At 52.2% G+C, this 20,538-nt stretch carries 15 protein-coding genes; all 15 read left to right on the top strand.

The features are described from left to right. Positions 1 to 188 precede the first annotated feature (188 nt). The 15 genes from ACZ51B_RS18325 (at position 189) to araH (ending at position 20,491) form a co-directional block, all read left to right on the top strand. Positions 189 to 2,144 (top strand): methyl-accepting chemotaxis protein, encoded by a 1,956-nt coding sequence (locus ACZ51B_RS18325; protein ID WP_464294785.1) that lies wholly within the window; start codon positions 189 to 191, stop codon positions 2,142 to 2,144. Between the two features lie 189 nt (positions 2,145 to 2,333). After that, complete coding sequence (locus ACZ51B_RS18320; RefSeq protein ID WP_464294784.1) at positions 2,334 to 4,289, top strand: methyl-accepting chemotaxis protein; 1,956 nt, start codon at positions 2,334 to 2,336, stop codon at positions 4,287 to 4,289. Positions 4,290 to 4,734: 445 nt separating this feature from the next. Next, positions 4,735 to 6,678: a methyl-accepting chemotaxis protein gene (locus ACZ51B_RS18315; protein ID WP_464294783.1), complete on the top strand. Its 1,944-nt coding sequence runs from the start codon at positions 4,735 to 4,737 to the stop codon at positions 6,676 to 6,678. 154 nt (positions 6,679 to 6,832) lie between these two features. After that, positions 6,833 to 7,483, top strand: a complete 651-nt coding sequence (locus ACZ51B_RS18310; protein ID WP_464294782.1) for a hypothetical protein — start codon at positions 6,833 to 6,835, stop codon at positions 7,481 to 7,483. Positions 7,484 to 7,688: 205 nt separating this feature from the next. Then, positions 7,689 to 8,558, top strand: a complete 870-nt coding sequence (locus ACZ51B_RS18305; RefSeq protein ID WP_464294781.1) for a prepilin-type N-terminal cleavage/methylation domain-containing protein — start codon at positions 7,689 to 7,691, stop codon at positions 8,556 to 8,558. A 14-nt stretch (positions 8,559 to 8,572) separates the two neighbouring features. Then, positions 8,573 to 8,725: a hypothetical protein gene (locus tag ACZ51B_RS18300; RefSeq protein ID WP_464294780.1), complete on the top strand. Its 153-nt coding sequence runs from the start codon at positions 8,573 to 8,575 to the stop codon at positions 8,723 to 8,725. A 184-nt stretch (positions 8,726 to 8,909) separates the two neighbouring features. Then, a complete protein-coding gene (locus ACZ51B_RS18295; RefSeq protein ID WP_464294779.1) occupies positions 8,910 to 9,527 on the top strand; it encodes a MotA/TolQ/ExbB proton channel family protein in 618 nt (205 codons plus the stop codon). Positions 9,528 to 9,530: 3 nt separating this feature from the next. Continuing rightward, positions 9,531 to 9,941, top strand: coding sequence for an ExbD/TolR family protein (locus ACZ51B_RS18290; protein ID WP_464294778.1), 411 nt, complete (start codon positions 9,531 to 9,533; stop codon positions 9,939 to 9,941). A gap of 9 nt (positions 9,942 to 9,950) precedes the next feature. Next, the gene (locus tag ACZ51B_RS18285; protein WP_464294777.1) at positions 9,951 to 10,763 is read left to right on the top strand and encodes an energy transducer TonB; all 813 of its coding nucleotides are present in this window, start codon (positions 9,951 to 9,953) and stop codon (positions 10,761 to 10,763) included. Beyond that, on the top strand, positions 10,763 to 13,222 hold the full coding sequence (locus ACZ51B_RS18280; RefSeq protein ID WP_464294776.1) for a TonB-dependent receptor domain-containing protein: 2,460 nt from the start codon (positions 10,763 to 10,765) through the stop codon (positions 13,220 to 13,222). Before ACZ51B_RS18285 ends, ACZ51B_RS18280 begins: the two co-directional genes overlap by 1 nt. A gap of 70 nt (positions 13,223 to 13,292) precedes the next feature. Next, positions 13,293 to 15,725, top strand: a complete 2,433-nt coding sequence (locus tag ACZ51B_RS18275) for an alkaline phosphatase family protein (RefSeq protein WP_464294775.1) — start codon at positions 13,293 to 13,295, stop codon at positions 15,723 to 15,725. An 87-nt stretch (positions 15,726 to 15,812) separates the two neighbouring features. Further along, positions 15,813 to 16,712: an AraC family transcriptional regulator gene (locus ACZ51B_RS18270; RefSeq protein ID WP_464294774.1), complete on the top strand. Its 900-nt coding sequence runs from the start codon at positions 15,813 to 15,815 to the stop codon at positions 16,710 to 16,712. 256 nt (positions 16,713 to 16,968) lie between these two features. Next, positions 16,969 to 18,018 carry a substrate-binding domain-containing protein gene (locus ACZ51B_RS18265; RefSeq protein ID WP_464294773.1) on the top strand — a complete coding sequence of 350 codons (1,050 nt, stop codon included), beginning with the start codon at positions 16,969 to 16,971 and terminating at the stop codon, positions 18,016 to 18,018. 14 nt (positions 18,019 to 18,032) lie between these two features. Next, on the top strand, positions 18,033 to 19,550 hold the full coding sequence (gene araG, locus ACZ51B_RS18260) for an L-arabinose ABC transporter ATP-binding protein AraG (RefSeq protein ID WP_464294772.1): 1,518 nt from the start codon (positions 18,033 to 18,035) through the stop codon (positions 19,548 to 19,550). A 44-nt stretch (positions 19,551 to 19,594) separates the two neighbouring features. Next, entirely contained in the window at positions 19,595 to 20,491 is an 897-nt protein-coding gene (gene araH / locus ACZ51B_RS18255) for an L-arabinose ABC transporter permease AraH (protein WP_464297202.1), read from the top strand. The last annotated feature ends 47 nt before the right edge of the window (positions 20,492 to 20,538 follow it).

Below are 20,538 nucleotides of genomic sequence, written 5' to 3'. Positions count from 1 at the left end.
CGCAAGGTCCCATGCTCTCCGCAAGAGAGCATGGGATTTTTTGTTGCCTCGGGCGCATTAGTTCGTACATGTTTAACTCGTGAAAGTTGCTTTTTTTGCCACTAGAATCCATATAGTTGCATGAGTCCCATGGAACAGCTTTGCTGGCGACCCAATAAATATTTTGGGTACAGAAGAGGGATTTAATAATGAAGAAGACATTCATGAACTTACGAATGTCCCTGAAGATGGCGGTCGCTTTCGGGATATGTGTTCTGTTGACGATCGGAGTAGGCGCAACCGCCTTCCAGGGACTAGCAAGTGTGGAATCTCGCGTTAACACGATTACCAAGGAAGCCATTCCTGGGATCATTGAGATTGCACAGTTCGACTCTTGCGTCCGTCAATCGCGCATTTATCGCATGCGACTAGCCACGTACACCAGCGGCCCTTTCGTGAAGGACTCGCAGGAGAAGCTGGACAAGTTCCTGAAGGAAGCATCTCTGCACTTGGATAACTACGAAAAGCAGATTTACAAGAAAGAAGATCGTGACAACTTCGACTTTTTGAAGGCTGCTTGGAATAAGTACAACGCTAAGTGCGAGGAGATGAACAAGATTTTATCGACCTTCCCTGACGCGGAAAGACTCTCCAAGTTTGAAGAAGCGACTGTCCCAGTGAACCGCAAAGAGCTTCTTCCAACTATGGAGAAGATTACTAAGTGGAACTTGGCGAACTCGTCTTCTGCGGCGCGATCTGCTCAGGCGACTGTTGCTTCTGCACGAAATACGCTTACGCTTATCATTCTTGCCACTGTTGCTATGGCATTCTTCTTTGGGGTGTTTATTAGCAAGAACATTACGCTTGTTGTTAACGAACTTTCGAGCCGACTTAGCTCGGTAGCGGACCACTGTGTTCACGGTCTCAAGAACGGGATGGAAGCTTTTTCTGTGGGTGACTTGACGGTCCCTGTATCGCCTGTCACGACGCCGATTCCGAATGTGAACAAGGATGAACTTGGACAGATGGCTGGCACCTTCAACAAGATGCTTGCCGATGTCACCAATACGATTTCTAGTTATAACCAGGCCAGAAGCTCCCTGGGAGAGCTTGTCACTAAGGTTGCCGACAGTTCCAACAGTGTTTCTAGCACCAGCCAGACGCTTGCCGCTGCGAGTGAGCAGTGCAACGCTACAGCGCATGAAATTGCGACGGGCAGCGAGAAACTGGCGGCCAATGCTACGGATGCATCGGGCGACATGAACGCCCTCACTCAGCAGGCCGAGGCTGTTGGGGCCAGCAGCGAGCGCCAGAAAGATCTGATTGCTACCGCTTCTGAAATTATTATCAATGCCACGGAGGAGATCTCCAACGTGAGCACGGTTGCGAAAGAGATGTCTGGGATTGCAAACGCGGGCAATCATGCCGTGTCTGAAACCGTGAAGGCGATGGACAAGGTGAAGGACCGGGTTACTTACTCTGCGGGCAAGGTCCAGGATCTTGATGAAGCGGGCCAGCGAATTGGCGAGATTGTTAAGGTGATTGAAGGGATTGCTGAGCAGACTAACCTTCTGGCACTTAACGCCGCTATTGAGGCCGCACGAGCTGGGGAGCACGGTCGGGGCTTTGCGGTTGTTGCTGACGAGGTGCGGAAACTTGCCGAGCAGGCTGGTGGAGCTACGAAGGAGATTGCCACGCTTATCGACGGAGTGAGGTCCACTGTTGAAGAGACGGTACACGCCATCAATAGCACCACGCACGAGGTGGAAGAGGGCGTTGCGCGTAGTAACGAGGCTGGTGAGGCTCTTGTCCAGATTGTGGAGGCCTCGGGCAACGTTGCTAAGCAGGCGGACGCGGTTTCACGCTTGATGTCGCAGGCGACTCATGGAATTGCGACGGTAGCGACGGCTGCGTCGGAGAACCTTTCTGCTGTGAGCAATATGGCTCAGAATGCCGAGAACGTTGCGGAGTCCATTGAGGGTGTTGCGGCTATTAGTGAGGAGTCTGCTGCTGGAGCTGAGGAGCTTAGTGCGACGATTGAGCAGATCGGTGGCGCTGCCACTTCCCTTGCCGAGATGAGTCAGGAGCTTGAGGCGCTTGTGTCCGTGTTCAAAATTGAGGACACTCCTACGCATGGTCGAGAGCGGCTGAAAGTCGCTGCCTGATCTCTTTTGTCATAACAGGACCATTCCCAGCCTTGGGGGTGGTCCTGTTTTGTTGTAGATGGACTGCTTGCATCAAGTTGGGATTGTCTGTCTTGATTCTTAAGTTTAAGTTTTTAATATATTTTATATACATATCTATCCTTTCACTTAAATACCCCCGATGAATTACTTGTAGTCATTGAGGATGCCATGAGATCTCTTCTTCAGAATTTAAAAATAAGCCACAAACTTCTGCTTGGCTTCGGACTTTGTGTTTCGCTAATGCTTACCATCAGCGCGACCGCCATTTATGGGTTCAATTCACTTTCTGGAAAGCTCAATCTTGTTGCTGACAAGTCATTTCCTGGTGCCGTGGCGATAGAAGAGTTCAACGCTCAAACCAGGCAGTTGAGAATCTTTCAGTTTCGTATTGCCCAGCACACAGATCCCAAGATGATTGCTTCTATCACTAAGAAGATGGACGACCAGGCCGCGAGCATCGAGAAGGTGCTTGCTTCCTATGAGTCCACTGTAGTTGATGAGAATGATCGAAAGAATTACGAGCAACTCAAATCGACTTGGAAGGACTACACGGTTGTGTGGAACGAGATCGCACCCAAGGTGAGCAATCCGAAGGAAAAGGATCGGAATGCACTATTTGAAAAGAAGACTCTGGATCTCTATTTTAAGCGCTTGATTCCCCAACTGACGGCGACCGTCAAGTACAAAGTGGACGGGGTGCATGCGGCGGAGAAACAGGCTCGACAGGCGGTAATTTCTGGTGTCGAAACCATTTGCGTGCTCGCAGCGGTGGCTACTTCTCTGGCTGTTTTATTCTGTTTCGTTCTTACTCGGATGATCACCCGACCGATTTTTGAGCTTTCTACAAAACTGGATTCAGTGACTTCCCGCTGCTTTTCTGAGTTGAGCCAAGGCATCACGGCCCTTGCGTTGGGCGACCTCACGATGACCGCCAAATCATCCACCGAGCCTATTCAGCATCTTAGCCGTGACGAGCTAGGACACATGTCGGGCACATTCAATAAGATGCTTTCGACGATGAGCGAGATCATTACTTCGTACAACGAAGCGCGATCATCGCTTGGCAACCTTGTTTCGCAGGTGAGCACCAGCTCGGTTAGTGTGTCGAATACGAGCCAGAACCTTGCTGCTGCTAGCCAACAATGCAACGCGACCGCCCATGAGATTGCATCCGGGAGTGAGAAACTGGCACTTGGTGCGACGAGGGCTTCGGAGGATATGAATTCTCTGGCGAAGCAGGTTGAAGTGGTGGGTTCGAGTAGTGAAAGGCAGAAGGATCTGGTTCAAGATGCTTCTGAGCTCATTGAAACTGCTACTAAGGAGATCTCTCATGTTAGCTCTGTTGCCAAGGAGATGTCTGGCATTGCTAACACAGGAAACCTGGCCGTGTCTGAGACCGTGAAGGCGATGGACAAGGTCAAAGATCGAGTCACTTACTCTGCTGGCAAGGTTCAGGACCTTGATGAGGCAGGTCAGCGAATCGGCGAGATCGTGAAGGTTATTGAAGGCATCGCGGAACAGACCAACCTGTTGGCTCTTAATGCGGCTATCGAAGCTGCCCGGGCGGGTGAGCACGGGCGAGGGTTTGCTGTCGTTGCGGATGAAGTGCGCAAGCTGGCTGAGCAGGCGGGGAATGCGACCAAAGAGATTGCCACACTTATTGATGGAGTCAGGACTACTGTTGAAGAAACTGTCCACGCGATCAACAGCACCACGCATGATGTTGAACAGGGGGTTGCAAGGAGCAACGAAGCTGGTAAAGCGCTTGTGCAGATTGTGTCTGCTTCTGATGACGTTGCGAATCAGGCTGATGCCGTTTCACGGTTGATGTCTCAGGCAACGCAGGGGATCTCGACGGTGTCGTCGGCTGCTACAGAAAACCTTTCGGTGGTGAGCAGCATGGCAGACAACGCTGGAAACGTGGCGGAGTCCATTGAGGATGTGGCGGCGGTTAGTGAGCAGTCTGCTGCTGGGGCAGAAGAGCTTAGTGCGACGATTCAACAGATTGGTGACGCTGCAAGTTCGTTGGCAGAAATGAGCCAGGAGCTGGAGGCGCTTGTGTCTGTGTTTAAGATTGAAGGTAGTTTGGCGCCGAGCAGTGATCGATTTAAGATTGCTGCGTAGCCTTATGATTTTAAAAATAAGAAACGGCTATCGGGATTGGGCTGACTCGCCATAAATTCAGGTACCAATTGCTTGCAAAAGGTTGACTAAATCGTGACCTATTAAAGAGTTTTAACAGTTTTTCCACAAGAAATTTCTCATTAGTTTCTCTAAGTTAAACGATTATTTAGACTGGCAATTTGCAAGTTTGTTTTATTTTACTTGCCTCTTTCTCTCTTCGCTTCTAAAAGACCACCTGGTTATTCTGTCGGATCCTTTTGCGGTGCATTAGGTTCAAATTGCGGCTCCTTTATTGAGAATAATATATTATTCAGTAGATATTCATCATCATCTTCTATATATTTCTCACTACGAAACCGATCTATTTTGGCCATCCTTCAGTACCCTAACGTAAGATTATTCTTACTCCAATGATGACCTCATACCACACGACGAAAGGAGTTCCATGAAAACCTTACTCTTGAATATGAGGATGAGCCACAAGATGGCTGTCGGATTCGGACTATGCATTACGTTAATGCTAGCGATCGGAGCCTCGGCTGTATCAGGATTCAACTTCCTCAGTTCCAAATTAGATGTGATTGCCAACGACACGCTCCCAAGTGTCATCGCAATCGAAGAATTTAATTCCGAGTTGCGCCAATACCGCATTTACCAGTTCCGTGGCGCAGGACAATCTAGACCGACTGAACTAGCTGAACTCAAGACCAAATTGGCGGAGCAGTCTGAGAAAGTGTCGAAGCGGCTGGAAATTTACGGGCAATCGATTAATTCGGACGTTGACAAGAAGAACCTTGAAGCCCTGAAGACTTCGTGGAAAGCGTACCAAGACGTTTGGAAAGAAATTGCACCTCAAGTGATGGATCCGAAGACAAAAGAGCGAGCAGAACTATTCAATAGTAAAACAGGCACACTCTTCTTTAACGAACTCAACCCACAAGTAGAGAAGATGGTTAAATGGAACGAGGAACACGCTAATGTCAACGAACAAGAGGCCAAAGCTGCTGTCAAATCGCGCCTCCAAACCGTGTATGTGCTCCTCTTTTCCGCAACAGGTATTGCCCTGGCATTTGGAGCGTTCCTTACCCGTCTGATCACCCAACCTATCGGACAGCTCTCTAATCGACTGGAATCCGTGCGAGACCACTGTGTGTCTGACCTGAACAAGGGAATCTCTTCTCTCTCAACCGGTGACCTCACATTCCCCGTGAAAGCGGTAACAAGTCCGCTTACCCTTGATTCCAAAGACGAACTCGGGAAGATGTCTAAGACGTTTAACGAGATGCTGGCCATGCTGAGCAGTACGATCACTTCGTACAACGAAGCTAGGGCTTCACTGGGGCAACTGGTTTCTAAGGTAGCGATGAATGCAAATAGTGTTTCCAGTACAAGCCAAACACTTGCTGCATCGAGCGAAGAAACAAGCGCCACCGCCAGCGAAATTGCCACTGGCAGCGAAAAGCTGGCTAGCAGCGCTAGTGACGTCGCAAGCGAGATGATCCAGTTGGCTAAGCAGATCGACGAAGTTGGTTGCAGCAGCGAATCTCAGAAGGACCTGATCTCGAACACCTCTATCAAGATCGATCATGCATCTCAGGAGATCGCCCACGTGAGCCAAGTGGCCAAAGAGATGTCCTCGGTGGCAGACGCTGGAAACCTGGCGGTCTCTGAAACTGTTAAGGCGATGGACAAGGTGAAGGAGCGGGTGAGCTTCTCGGCCGGCAAGGTTCAAGATCTCGATGAAGCAGGTCAGCGAATTGGCGAGATCGTCAAGGTCATCGAAGGAATTGCGGAGCAGACCAACCTCCTTGCACTCAACGCTGCCATTGAGGCTGCAAGAGCTGGAGAGCATGGTCGAGGCTTTGCAGTCGTCGCTGACGAAGTGCGAAAATTGGCCGAGCAAGCAGGCATGGCTACTAAGGAGATTGGAACGCTGATTAACGGGGTTCGTAGCACCGTTGACCAAACAGTTAAAGCGATCAACAGCACGACGCAAGAGGTGGAGGACGGCGTCTCTAGAAGCAGCGAGGCTGGTGAGGCCCTTCAGCAGATTGTTGCGGCATCGAGCAACGTTGCCGTCCAGGCTGACTCGGTGGCCAAGCTGATGTCGGAAGCCACCAAGGGCATGCTTGAAGTCTCTGACGCAGCGTCTAGCAATCTATCGATTGTCCAATCGATGACCGAAAATGCCAACAGCGTAGTGGGAGCGATTGAGGGAGTCGCTGCGATCAGCGAAGAGTCTGCGGCCGGAGCCGAGCAGTTGAGCGCAAGCACTGAGCAGGTCGTGAACGCAGCAACCCAACTCGCTCACATGAGCGAAGACCTCAACGAGCTTGTATCGAGCTTCAAAGTCGATACAGCGACTAGTCACCTGAAGATTGCTGCCTGAAGCGATCCAGAAGGCAGACGAGTAAGGTGCAGAAGGGCCGGAGGTTTAACCTCGGGCCCTTTGTTCTGTTTATTTGCTTCCCATGTATGGTGAGGGAATCCTCTTCGTAAGTTCCTATGCTCTTACCGGCAGGATGCGTCTATTATCAGTTGAGATGAGAACGTCTGGACTGGTTTTGTGCTTGATTCTTGGGGGCTGTCTTGCTTCTTCTTCTGATGCGCAGGTCACGGTGCGTGCGGATCGGAGGTCTGTGGTCATTGAGTACAACGTGGGGCTGATGATGAATCCGGCTGTGCGGAGGGACCTGAGGCTTTCTGCTGCGCAGTCCAAGAAGGTTCAGGATGTGATGACTCATCAGGGGGACAAGGTGTTTGGGTCGATGAGTCGGAAGCCTAAGACGGCTGTGGAGCAACGGGCAGCGATCCAGCGCATGGTGGTTGAGTACCACAAGATGGAGCAGATCGTGACAGGTTCCTTGACGGTTGCTCAACGACAGCGGTTGCGGCAGCTTACGCTCCAGAATATTGGGGCTGAGGCGGCGATTCATCCTAAGAATGCTGCTTTGCTTGGCCTTACACCGGCACAGAAGGACAAACTCCAGCGATCTTTCAATGAGATCGCGCGAACGAAGTTCTCTACGCGCAAGGCTAATCCGACTCAACAGGATTATCAGGCTATGTTTCGGCTGATGGCTGTGAAGCAGAAAGAAGCGAAGATAAAAGCGGACCAGGTACTCGGGCAGGTGTTGAATCCGTCGCAGAAGGCCAAGTGGAAGGCTCTGCTGGGGAAGCCTCTTCGTCTCTAGCATGAGGGCCAGGCCATCCTCTAAGTAAATAGTTAAGGATCGCTACAATTTCTTAACATACACATCCAATATCTTTTACCGTTTCAGTAGCTTAAAAAAGTTTAAGCTCATCTTATACTTTTTAACAATCGAATAGCCTTAACAATTTGATAATTCGTTAGAAATATCTTCTACAGCGTTACGTCCGCAAGGAGATATTTCGACTATGTTGAAACGCGCATTCACCCTTATAGAGCTTTTGGTAGTCATTGCCATTATCGCTATCCTCGCAGCTATTCTCTTCCCCGTTTTCGCACAAGCCAAAATGGCAGCCAAGAAGACTGCCGACCTTTCGAACATCAAGCAACAAGGTACTTCCATGTATCTGTACCTTGGAGACTCCGACGACGTGCTCTTCCCTTACCGATGGAGCGACGCAGGCGGAGCGCCGGTCAACCCGTTCGCGAACGATCCTCGGCTGGACCCAGGTACAAAGTCGACTGTTTTCTGGGCAATGATGCTTCAGCCTTACAGCAAGAACCAGGATATGTTCAAGTCACCGACTCTGGACCAGAAAGCTTGGTATGGCGTTGATCCACAGGGTCCAGCTGCTGGTCATGATAGCTGGGGCGGTCAGAACTCATACGGTTTGAACCGGATTGTGTTCAATCCTAGCATGAACGGTTTCAGTGCAAGTGCTCTTGCTGAGACAGCGAACACCCTTATCATCACCGACACCACCTACTACGACTTGATGCCAAAGATGACGAAGCATGACGCAACCGATGCGTTCGCGCTTGGACAGTTTATTGGTGATCCAACAGGCAAGAAGTACGGTGTCACCGAGCGCGGTAACTGCGGATATTTCTATTACTGGGTTCAGCTTGGTAACGGAACATGCGGTGCATCTAACCCAACTACTGTGGACCAAGAGACCGCAGCTTTCAACAAAGTTGCAACACGAAACGGTGGAGTTCTTAACAGCGTGTTTGGAGATACTCACGCTAAGTCGTACCCAGCTACCCGAGTCGTTTACGATCTCGTAGACAACAACGCGAAGAGCTTCTGGGATCCATGGAAGCAGGGCGTACAGTAAGAGGTCTAGGCAGGGTGAACAACTTGCCACGATTCTTTGTTCAGTGCGTGTTGGTTGTCCTGGCCGCTGCGTTGCTCTGGGGATGCTCCGGTCAGTCCAACGACACCAATCCGACTCCTAAGGATGTTTCGCAAGAGAGAAACAACCGCGAGAAGGCGGAAGGTTAGATTGAGCTCCGCTCCTTTCCATTGATGGAAAGGGGCGGAGTTTGCTTTTGAATTCCGTTAGGCATCTGATTGAGTCATCCATCGGCTCGAAATGTACAACGAGCCGGTTAGAAGTCAAAACATGGATTACCAATAGGGTGTAGGAGTATATTGTGCAGGTGATACGGAGAGAATCGCCTAGCTCATGAATGCGGTCCTAGAATTTATCCAGAAGGGCGGCGTCATGATGTACCCGCTCGTTTTCTGCTCGGTGTTGATGATTGCCATCGTCATTGAGCGCGTGGTGGTTCTGCGCAAGGCAGCCTCGGATCCTGAGTCGCTGCTTGACGAGATTAAGGCTCAGTACAAGCCGGGTGAGGATGCTACTGCCGTGATCCAGCTTGCTCTCAAGGGCGGTTGTATTGGGCGAATTTTTGCTCGTGGGTTGAAGAACGCGGCAAGATCTGCGGACTCCATTGAGATGGCCATGGAGCAGGAGGCGGCGAACGAGACCCCTACTCTTGAAGCCAACTTGCCGATTATCAAGACGATCGTGAACATTGCTCCGCTCCTTGGGTTGCTGGGAACGATTGCTGGAATGATCTCGAGTTTCCGAGCAGCCAGCGCTAAGGGGTTGAGTAATCCTACTGAGATCCTCGGGGGTATTTCCGAGGCGTTGATCTCCACTGCCACGGGTATTACGCTGGCTCTGATTGGATTCTTGGCTTATAACTACTTTGCGAATGTGGTTAAGAAGACCATTGAGGACATGGAGTATTACGGCGCGGAGCTTGTGAACTACCTGACCGGTCGTTTGGACTAACCGATGCGAAGACGCGTTCACATTCACCGAAGGAAGCATATTGAGGAGCCTGAGATCATCGTGATTCCGATGATCGATGTGATGATGTTTCTGCTGTTCTTCTTTATGGTGGCGAGCTTGGCGATGGCTGTACAGAATGCGCTTCCTGTTAGCTTGCCTAAGTCGAGCACCAGCAAGAACACGCCTTTGCAGACCGTGACCATCACGTTGCAGGCGGGTGGTGGGATTTACGTGAACACGACGAAGGTGAGCATTGATAAGCTCAAGGACACGTTGAGTTCTCTGGGCGTGACCAGCAAGAACATGGTGACGTTGAACTCGGATGAGCATGTTCCTTATGGGACTGTGGTTGCGGCAATGGATGAGGCTCGGAAGGCTGGCGTGACCAACTTTGCCTTTGCGACGAACCGCTAGGAAGAACTAATGTCGAGACGCCGCAAGAAGAACCCGCTTTTGATGAAGATCCTTGTGATCTCCATTGCGGCGCATGCGGTGGCTTTGCCGATTCTGGCCCACTTTGGGGCTTTTGATAAGCTTAAGAAGGAGTTTGGCGAGTCGAAGGTTGTGATGGTGACTGTTGCTCCTGCTGAGCAGAAGAAGCAGCCGGAGAAGGAGGAGCGGAAGAAGACCAAGACCGATCCAGCTCCGAAGAAGGGACCTTCGGCTAGCGACAAGAACACCTCTAAGTCCAACTCGAATCTTCCTCAGCCCAAGGTGGTTGCTGCGGGTGGAGATGCGAGCGGGTCTGGCAGTGGGCCTGCTGTTGATCCGAACGGGACTGGGGTTGCGGGTCGGATTCCGGTTGATCCGAACGCGAAGCCAAAGCCAGACCCGTCTGCTGGCACGACGCCTCCTGTGACGAATCCTGATCCCAAGCCAGTTGTTAAGCCCCCTGTTGATGCGGTGGCTAAGGTTGACCCTAAACCGCCTGTTGAGCCCGTGAAGCCTCCGGTTAAGCCTAAGGTGTTTCGGCAACTTGAGGCTACTTATAGCCCAGAACCGGTGATTCCGGACGATTTGAGAACGGAGCCGTTTGAGAAGACGCTGGTTCTTGAGGCGACGGTGGATGTGGATGGCAAGCCTTCGAATTTGAAGGTGCAGGAGTCTACGGGGACCAAAGAGCTGGATGATCTGGGCCTCTCTACCGCAAAGACTTGGCGGTTTAAGCCGGCCACTCTCGACGGTGAGGCGGTTGAGGGAAAGATCAAGCTCCGCATTGTTTTCAAGGTTGATTAATGGCTCAGAATTTTCGAATCGCCGCTCTCGCGCTTAGTTCGCTTGCTTGTTCCGCTGGTTATGCGGGAGGATTGGGGGCGGTGCGGTTTGTGGTGGTTGATCCTGTGACCCGACAACCTGTTACGGGAAAGGTGATTGTTCAGGATGAGCTTGGGCACAACGTTCAACTGCTTACAAGCATTGTCCAGCCTGGCACAACGCCGGTTTTGGATACGCGGAACTTTTTGGTCAGGAGAAGTGGTGGTGCCAGCACGACCGTGACGATTCCTTTGGGGACCACTGTGACGCTGGTGCAGCAGCAGGAGGTTCCGGTGAAGGAGATCACGATCCGTGTGACTGCTTCGCGGATTAAGCCGAACCAGGCTCCGACGACCAGCAATGGGACTAACCGGGATCGGAATGAGATCACCAAGTTTGTCAACACGACCAATGCGGACACGAAGGCTCTTACCAAGGGGCAGTCGGGCGTTGCGGAGGACTCCGCGGGGCAGCAGCACGTTCGTGGCGAGCATGCTGAGATAGCTTATGTGATTGATGGGGTGATGCTGCCTGATACGCTGAGTGGTCGTCAGGGTAGCGTGGTGGTTCCGAGCACGATTGAAAATTTGGAGATCATTACGGGAGGATTTGCTCCTGAATTTGGTGGTCAGACTGCCGCGATTCTGAATATCTCTACCCTTCCGAATGTTAAGCGGGCTCGTACGGACATGACGATTCAGGGAGGCTCTTATGGGACTCTCAATGGCGACCTTACTTCTGTGGGTCCGCTTGGGTTGAACGCCAACTACGTGATCAACCTGAACGCTACGCGGACGAACAATGCGGTTGAGCCTCAGCAGCCAGATAAGCAGACTGCTCACAATGGCGGATCGAGCCGAAACATCTTTTCTAAGCTGCGCGTGTCTCCGAATAGTCGCGATGCTTATACGATCACTATTAGCCATAACCCTGACCAGTTACAGATTGGCAACCGGACTGGGCTTGATAGCTCATTTGCGGCGGCTGGACAAGGTTATGGGTTTCTTGGAATGCGGAATGCGGATGGGACTCGTCCGGATGTGACGCCGGATACTGCGGGGCTGCTGGGTGCGCAGAAGATCTTGTTGCGGTCGCAAGACCAGGAGTTGCAGGATATTAACCAGCATGAGGTCAGTGAGTTTGCGACGCTGAATTTCCAGAGGAAGATTAGCAAGACCGAGTCTGCCCAGCTTGCGGTGACGATGTTGCACAGTGGTCAGGAAGTGACCAACAACAATCCGTTGGTGGATCCGTTCAACCTGCCCGTTGATAACAGCATCGAGTACAACCCGTCGGCTTATCGGAACGTTCACCACGTTCAGATGGCGGGGAGTTATAACTCGGCGCTGGGCGGGCATAAGGTTAAGGCTGGATTCTTGCTGGATGCTCAGACGGGGAACGAATCGTATCGGATTGAGGCTGGTAGTCAGCTTGCGCTGGATGCCTTGGCAGCCACGGCACCGAACTTGGCTCCGGCGGGTACGACGAATGGGCAGATGGACGTGAATGGGAACCCTGTGTTTACGCCGTCTGGGGCGGTTCCGACGCTTAAGGTAAAGCGAGTGGGGACCTATAAGGCAGCTTATGTTCAGGACACTTGGGCTGTTGGGCGGCTGACTGTAAATTATGGGTTGCGAGGCGATTGGTACAGCCAGAATCAGGATCTTGGGCAGCCAAGTGTGAACACTTTTGAGTTGTCGCCTCGGTTGAACTTCCAGTACAAGCTGAACCAGAAGACCAACTTGCGGTGGGCTTATAACCATCTGTTTAACACGCCACCGCTGGCTCAGGGTGCGGTGGTGGGTCAGGCTATCCAGCCGGAGACGTTAGACCAGTATGAGGTTTCGATTGAGCACAAGGTTCGTCCAAATCAGACTTTGTCGCTGGCTTATTACTACAAGAACATCAAGAACCAGGTGGATACGGGGCTGCTCATTCCTGGGAGCCAGATTGGGCTTTACAGCGCGGTGAATTTGGCGAAGGGTGGGGTTCACGGCGTTGAGTTTAGCTACGACATTTCTGCCCCGAAGGGTGTGGGTTGGGATACGTACTTCAACTACTCTTTTAGTGCTGCGAAGCCGAACGGTAAGGACAATGCTGGTGGCGATGTTCCTGACTTTAACGACCATGATCAGCGGCAGACTTTGGGAGTTGGTGCGGCTTATACGTGGGCTTCGGGGGCTACGGCTGCGCTGACGTTCCAGCACGGTAGCGGATTGGCGAGCAGCATTGTTGCGCCGAGTCTTGATCGGACGCCTCGGAGTGAGCTGGATCTGCGGTTTAACACTGGGGATCGGCTTTTCCACGGGAACGGAGGGATCGCTCTTGATATCTCGAACCTGTTGGATACCCGTACGGTGATTAACTTCCAGTCGGGCTTCAGTGGAACTCGGTTTCAGCAGGGGCGAAGGATTTTGATTAGTGCCTCTTATCACTTTTGAGTTGTCCCGAATCCCGGTACATCGTCGGTTTTCTTAACAGCTGGGGCGCATAATGCGAGTTTGGACTGCCATGAATCGATCTCATTTATCTAGAATTGCCCTTGCCTCTTTGGTTGTTGTGGCTGCTGCTGGGACAACTGCTTTTGTTGTTCGTCGGAACCAGGTTCCGGGTGCGGAGAACGGTCGGACGCTTCTTCACAACGGCTGGTATTTGACGCCTGTGGGTGTGCACGTGGCGCTTCCTGGGGACATGCCTACAACGGTGGTTCCGATTCCTGGGACTTCGATTGTGGCGGTGAACTCATGTGGTTACCACGACCCTAGCCTGACGCTTATTGATGTGAATACGCGTGAGGTTGTGCAGAAGATTGCTTTGGCAAACGACTGGATTGGGATGTGCTTTGACCCTACGCGCCAGACTCTTTTCCTTTCTTCTGGGCATAACATTGCGGGTAAGACACCGACTCCGATTCAGGCGTTCAAGTGGAATGGGAAGCAGTTGGAGGCTGTTGAGGGCATTTCACTTCCGATTGCGGATGCTGATAAGCGGTTTGTGAGTGGGATTGCCACCGACGGGAAGGGCACTCTATTTGTGGCCAACATTCAGACGGACATGCTTTACAAACTCTCGGGCGACAAGCTGAGTGTGGTGGGTTCGAAGCAGGTTCCCTATCGGCCTTATGGGGTTGCGCTTTCGCCAGATGGGCAGACGCTGGCGGTTTCTAGTTGGGGCGATCAGAGTGTGAGTCTGCTTAATGCGAGCGACCTGAGCATTCGCAAGACGGTTCCGGTAGGGATTCATCCGAACGCTGTTGCTTACGCGCCAGACGGTCGGTTGTTCGTTGCGAACGCTGGCTCGAACTCGGTGAGTGTTCTTAAGCAGGACAAGGTTGTGGAGCAGATTCGTGTTTCGCTGGATGCGGATCCTAAGTTGGGTGCGACGCCCGTTGCTTTGGCGGTTGATCAGGATCGGCTTTATGTGGCGAACGCGGACAATAACGCTGTTGCGGTCGTGAATATTGCTAAGGAGAAGGCGACGCGGGTTCTTGGGTTTGTTCCTACTGGGCGGTATCCGAGTGCTCTGGCTGTGGTGCAGGGCAAGCTTCTTGTGGGTACTGCGAAGGGGCTGAGCGACACGAAGAACGTTGACGATAAGGATGTTGATCAGAACTCCAAGGTGTTTAGCGATGCGGATGGGAAGCTTGGAACGCAGGCGCCTTACACGTACATCGCGAGGCTTCTGAAGGGGCACTTGAGTGTGATTGATCTTAGTAGCATCAAGGACCTCAAACCGCTGACTTTGCAGGTTCGGAAGAACATGCCGAACACCAATCGGGGGCAGTTGAGTGCTTCGCAACAGAAGGAGACTTTGCAGGCACTTCGGAAGATCAAGCATGTGCTTTATATCGTTAAAGAGAACCGCACTTACGACCAGGTTCTTGGCGATGTGAAGGCTGGCAATGGTGATCCGAGGCTCACGTTGTTCCCTGAGCGCGTGACCCCGAATATTCACGCTTTGGCACGCAGACATGTGCTTTTGGACAATCTTTACTGCGATGGTGAGGTGAGTCAGGTGGGGCATCAGTGGACCGACGCTGCCTATGCCAATGACTACACCGAAAAGCAGTGGGAGCTGTCTTATAGCGGTCGAGGTGAGGTGGACAGCGATGCTCGGATGTTTACTTCACCTGGCGGTTACATCTGGGAGAATGCCAAGAAGCACGGCAAGACGGCTCGCATTTATGGCGAGTATCTGCAGTGGCAGGAGGATCACGACTCTGCTCATGATGAGGTTAAAGCTGATCCTGAGAAGTTTGGATGTTCAGCTGAGTTTGAGAAAGTGTTTGCTCGCCATGGCCGGGATACTGAGAAAGCCGATGTGTTCATCAAAGAGTTGAAGGAGTTTGAGAAGCACGACAACTTGCCGAACTTCATGGTGATGGCTCTGAACGAGGACCATACGAACGGAATGAGCGCGGGAAGCTATACGCCTTGGTCTTGCGTGGCTTCGAACGATTTGGCAGTGGGGCGTGTGGTGGAAGCGCTGAGTAAGTCGAAGTTCTGGGCTGAGACGGCGATCTTTATTATTCAGGACGACGCTCAGGATGGCCCTGACCATGTGGATGCGCATCGAACGGTTGGGCAGGTGATCTCGCCTTACTCGGTGAAAGGCATCGTGGATTCGACCATGTACACGACGTGTTCGATGATCCGCACGATGGAGCTCATTTTGGATCTGCCGCCGATGTCTCAGTACGACGCGAAAGCGACTCCGATGTACGGCTGCTTTACGACGAAGCCTGATCTCACGCCGTATACGGCACTGCCTCCGCAGGTGGATTTGAGCAAGAAGAATCCTAGTAAGGGCAAGCTGGCTGAGCGGTCTAAGAAGCTGGACTTCTCGGCTGATGACAAGGCTGATTTCCAGGAGTTGAACTCGATTCTGTGGGAAGCCATTAAGCCGGGCGTGCCGATGCCTGCTCCTGTTGTGGGTCATCGGTAGGTCGTAGAATCGTCCATTCCCAGCTTAACTTCTTTAAGCTGGGAACGATGGATTTTCAAATTCCGTGGCATAGTGAATTAAGACGTTATGCGTACGGAGAACTCCTCTAAGCCACGGAACTCTCAGCCGTGGCAGTCTTCCCTAGTTTTGCCGGCCAGTGTGGTGAAGGACATGGCTCGGAATCCGATGCTGAGTGGGATCTATCCTACTGCGGCTGGGCGGTTTCCTAAGGCATCGGGTCACTTTACTGTTCGACGGGTGGGGATTGCGGATTGCGTGATGATTCTGTGTACGGCTGGCGAGGGCTGGCTTAAGATCGGGGGGAGTGAGCGGGTGGGGGTGGCTCCGCACCAGATTGCGATTATTCCGCCGTTTGTGGAGCACTCTTATGGGGCGACTCCTGGGAACCCTTGGTCGATTACATGGGCGCATGTTCAGGGGCAGCATTTGGAGGCGTTTCTTTCTCTGCTGCGGATCTCGCCTGAGAAGCCGGTTATTTCACTGCTGCCTGGGGTGGTTCAGCGGTTGGAGTTTGAGAAGGTGTATCAGTCGATTGAGCACGACTACACTTTGCCGAACCTGTTGATGTCTTCTAGCCGATTGCGCATGGTGCTTTGTGACATTCATCAATCGAAGCTGAGTTCTACTAAGCGGGCGCTGACGAGTGATGAGGCGATTGAGCAGACGGTGGAGTGGATGAAGTCGCACGTAGATGGAAAGTTCGCCATTGAGGAGCTTGCTGAAATGGCGGGTTTATCGAAAACACACTATGCGACGATGTTTCGGAAGAAGGTGGGGTATTCGCCGATCAACTACATCCTTCGATTGAAGGTGCATGCCTCTTGCAACCTGCTTCATACGACCAGTCTTAGCATCAAGGAGATTGCGCATGCGGTCGGTTTTACTGACCCGTACTACTTCTCTCGGGTGTTTCAAAAGATCATGGCTGTGTCTCCTACTGAGCACCGAAATTCTTTCAAACGGTGAGGGCGGAGTTTATATAGGAGATGGCGAATATTCCACCGAAAAAGGGTTCAGTTTCGGATGCGCCAAGTCGCGTATGCAATTTTCAGCAAGAACACGTTACAATCGCAAATTGTTATGCGTTTAATCGGTAAAGCTGGAGTGGTTTCAGGCTAACATCCACATTGCTTTCCAGTTTGCGTGTTGAAAAACGCGGCATCGAGAAGGTCATACCGTCGACGGTGGGGCCTAATTTTTCTGGAGGACCAACGAAGAAGATATGAATAATCGACGACGATCTACAGGACGCATTTTGGCGTTCGCATCTTGCGCTACGCTTGCGGGCGTCGCAATTTTTCTCGCAGGCTGTGGAGACAAGGGTGGGGCTAGCGCATCTTCCGAAGGGAAGCCAGGCGAGAAGATCACACTCGGCTTCATCGTAAAGGACGAAAAGGATCCTTGGTTCCAGGCGGAGATGAAGTTTGCCCAGGAAGCTGCTACGAAGTATGGGTTTGAGTTGGCTACGATTAATGCCGACAGCAGCGACAAGGTTGCTTCACAGATTGATCTTCTGAACGTGAAGGGCGCGAAGGGCTTTGTTATTTGCTCTGTTGATACCAAGCTTGGACCTGCTATCACGACCAAAGCTGCTGGTTACAACATGAAGGTTGTGACTGTGGACGACCAGTTGGTTGCTGATGGTAAGCCCATGGAAGATGTTCCCTACGTCGGAATTGACGCCAAGAAGATTGGAATTGGTGTTGGCGATGCGCTTTACGCGGAGATGCAAAAGCGCGGCTGGAAGCCTGAAGATACGGGGTTGATGGCTGTGACTTGGGAGCAGCTTGAGACGACTAAGCTGCGAACGGACGGCGCGATTGAGGCACTGACGGCCAAGGGCTTCCCTGCTGCGAAGATCTTTAAGGCACCTCAGGCGGTTGCGGACATTGATGGCGCGAACAAGGTTGCTTCTACGACTCTTGCTCAGCACCCAGAAGTTAAGCACTGGCTGATCTGCGGCAACAATGACATCGGTGTGTTCGGCGCCGTTCGTGCGACTGAGGCCAAGAATATCAAGGCTGAGGACGTGATTGGTATCGGCATCAACGGCATTGGAACTGAAGTTCAGAGCGAGTTGGCTAAGCCGCTGACTGGTTTCTTTGGATCGGCTCTTCTTCAACCTAAGAAGCATGGCTACAACACGGCTGAGATGCTGTACAAGTGGGTTACGAAGAACGAGAAGCCAAAGAATGAGCTGACGGATGCGATCATCATCACTCGCGAGAACTACAAGAAGATGCTGAGCGAGCAGGGGCTTCTAGGCAAATAGCCGGAAAGTTGGCAATGGCGTTAACGCAACCTATTCTTGAGTTCGACAAGATCTCCAAGTCGTACCCAGGTGTTCAGGCTCTCAAGGACGTGTCTTTTGGCGTCCGCGAGGGCAGCGTTCACGCCCTTTTGGGTGAGAACGGGGCTGGGAAATCGACCCTTCTTAAAGCCCTGAGCGGTGCGCATACGCCCACAAGCGGCTCGATCAAGATCAATGGCGAGCCGCTTGTTTTCAACAGCACCGCCGATGCGATGCGTGCTGGCGTGGTGGTTATTTATCAGGAGCTTCACCTCGTTCCTGAGATGACCGTTGCGGAGAATGTTTATCTGGGGCATCTTCCGACGAAGGGTGGGCTTGTGGACAAAGCTGAGCTCTACCGGAACGTTGAGAAGCTGCTTGCGACGTTGGACGATGAGATTCGTCCTGGCGACAAAGTGGGCGATCTCTCTTTGGCGAAGCGCCAGATGGTTGAGATTGCGAAGGCTTTGAGCCGCGGGGCTAAGACGATTGCCTTTGATGAGCCGACCAGCAGTCTTTCTGCCCGGGAGACTCAGAGCTTGTTCCGAGTGATTCGGGAGCTCCAGGCCAGTGGACACGTGATTTTGTACGTGACCCACCGCATGGAAGAGGTTTACGAACTGTGCGACTCGGCTACCGTTTTGCGAGACGGTCAGCATGTGAAGACGTTCGAAACGATGGAAGGCGTGACTCCCGACATGATCGTGACCTCCATGGTTGGCCGCGAGCTTAAGGATGTGTTCAACTACGAACCGCGTCCGGTGGGTGAGACGGTGCTCTCGATCAGCGGGGTGGAAGGCGAGGGCGTTACTGAATCGATCCGGTTGGAAGTGAAGGCCGGAGAGGTTGTGGGACTGTTTGGGCTTGTTGGAGCTGGGCGGTCGGAACTGCTGAAGCTGATTTATGGTGCGACCAAGAAGGTAGGCGGGGCTGTTTCGATGCACGGAGTTGAGGTTCGCATCTCTTCACCTTCCGATGCGATCAAGCACGGCATCCTTCTTTGCCCTGAAGACCGGAAGAAGGAAGGCATCATTCCTCTGCGTTCGCTGAAAGAGAATATTAACCTGAGCGTTCGTCGGAAGACGGCGAAAGGTGGCATTGTCGATGAAAAGTGGGAGTCCTCAAATGCGCAGGAGAAGATTAACCAACTCCGCGTGAAAACGCCTTCCATGTTTCAGCAGATTGTTAACCTCTCGGGTGGGAATCAACAGAAGGTGATCTTGGGGAGATGGCTCTCTGAAGATGTGAAAGTAATGCTGCTGGATGAGCCAACACGTGGGATTGATGTTGGCGCGCGCAGTGAGATTTATTCGATTATTTATGACCTTGCTAAGCAGGGTGTGGCCGTATTACTGGTTTCAAGCGATCTTCCCGAGGTGCTGGGCATCTCAGACCGCGTGCTGGTAATGCGTCAAGGAAAGCTGTCAGGTGAACTCAGCCGCAAAGACGCGACTCCAGAGGCTACGCTTCGACTCGCTCTGCCTATTTCCTCCAATTCGGAAGTGCATGCGTGAGCAAAAACAATAACAAGATAACGAATCTTTGGGATCAGTTGGGCATGATTGTCGTGCTGATCATCCTTATCGTCGGATGCTCCGTCGGCATCAAATACTTCTTCTCGCCCGGGAACTTGCCGATTCTGCTGCTTTCGATCTCATCGATTGGGATTGTTTCCTGTTCGATGTTGTTCTGTCTGGCATCGGGGAACTTTGACCTTTCGATTGGGTCGATCTGCGCTTTGTCTGGCGTGGTGATGGCCGAGACTTTGGCCCGAACCAGTAACCTGGCGGTTTCGATTGGTGCGGGGTTGGCTTGCGGAATTGTGGTGGGTCTCATCAACGGCGTGGTGGTTGCCAAGCTGAAGATCAACCCGCTTATTGCGACGCTGGCTTCAATGCAGGTGGTGCGCGGGCTTTCGTATATTTGGGCAAACGGTAAGTCGGTGCCTATTTCGGACGCTACGGCGATTAAGCTGGGCAACGGGTTCCTGCTTGGGTTGCCGCTGCCTGTTTGGTACTGCATCTTCTTCTTCCTGCTGTTTGGTTTTCTTCTTCAGCGCACCACGTTTGGTAGGAATACCTTGGCGATTGGAGGCAACGAAGAAGCTTCTCGGCTTGCTGGAATTAAAGTTGATCGCACCAAGGTGATCATCTTTGTGGTTCAAGGTGCATTGGCTGCGTTTGCTGGCATGGTGACTGCTTCTCGGTTACAGAACGCGGACCCCAACATCAGTCAGGGGTTTGAACTGGAAGTCATTTCTGGATGCGTTTTGGGTGGTGTTTCGCTTACGGGTGGCGTTGGAACCATGACCTTCGTGGTTACGGGTGTGCTGATCATGGGCATTGTTCAGAACGCGATGAGCCTTGCTGGCGTGCCGATTTTCTATCAGTTCGTGGCGCGCGGTTCTATTCTGTTGGCTGCCGTTTTGTTCGACCAGATCAAGCGACGACGTTAATCGCTTTGCTGGGCAGTTGGATCTGCCCAGCATTCTGCTTCCATCAA

It is taken from the genome of Fimbriimonas sp. LA-C6, assembly GCF_055398105.1.
Note: the sequence above shows the minus strand (reverse complement) of the source record. Positions and strands in the feature narration are given on the sequence as shown.

Excerpts from the sequence above, each read along its gene's own strand:
- ACZ51B_RS18280 (WP_464294776.1), top strand. The coding sequence starts at position 10,763 with ATGGCTCAGAATTTTCGAATCGCCGCTCTCGCGCTTAGTTCGCTTGCT.
- ACZ51B_RS18295 (WP_464294779.1), top strand. The coding sequence starts at position 8,910 with ATGAATGCGGTCCTAGAATTTATCCAGAAGGGCGGCGTCATGATGTAC.
- ACZ51B_RS18290 (WP_464294778.1), top strand. The coding sequence starts at position 9,531 with ATGCGAAGACGCGTTCACATTCACCGAAGGAAGCATATTGAGGAGCCT.
- ACZ51B_RS18285 (WP_464294777.1), top strand. The coding sequence starts at position 9,951 with ATGTCGAGACGCCGCAAGAAGAACCCGCTTTTGATGAAGATCCTTGTG.
- ACZ51B_RS18315 (WP_464294783.1), top strand. The coding sequence starts at position 4,735 with ATGAAAACCTTACTCTTGAATATGAGGATGAGCCACAAGATGGCTGTC.
- ACZ51B_RS18265 (WP_464294773.1), top strand. The coding sequence starts at position 16,969 with ATGAATAATCGACGACGATCTACAGGACGCATTTTGGCGTTCGCATCT.
- ACZ51B_RS18320 (WP_464294784.1), top strand. The coding sequence starts at position 2,334 with ATGAGATCTCTTCTTCAGAATTTAAAAATAAGCCACAAACTTCTGCTT.
- ACZ51B_RS18310 (WP_464294782.1), top strand. The coding sequence starts at position 6,833 with ATGAGAACGTCTGGACTGGTTTTGTGCTTGATTCTTGGGGGCTGTCTT.
- ACZ51B_RS18325 (WP_464294785.1), top strand. The coding sequence starts at position 189 with ATGAAGAAGACATTCATGAACTTACGAATGTCCCTGAAGATGGCGGTC.
- araG (WP_464294772.1), top strand. The coding sequence starts at position 18,033 with ATGGCGTTAACGCAACCTATTCTTGAGTTCGACAAGATCTCCAAGTCG.
- ACZ51B_RS18275 (WP_464294775.1), top strand. The coding sequence starts at position 13,293 with ATGAATCGATCTCATTTATCTAGAATTGCCCTTGCCTCTTTGGTTGTT.
- araH (WP_464297202.1), top strand. The coding sequence starts at position 19,595 with ATGATTGTCGTGCTGATCATCCTTATCGTCGGATGCTCCGTCGGCATC.
- ACZ51B_RS18270 (WP_464294774.1), top strand. The coding sequence starts at position 15,813 with ATGCGTACGGAGAACTCCTCTAAGCCACGGAACTCTCAGCCGTGGCAG.
- ACZ51B_RS18305 (WP_464294781.1), top strand. The coding sequence starts at position 7,689 with ATGTTGAAACGCGCATTCACCCTTATAGAGCTTTTGGTAGTCATTGCC.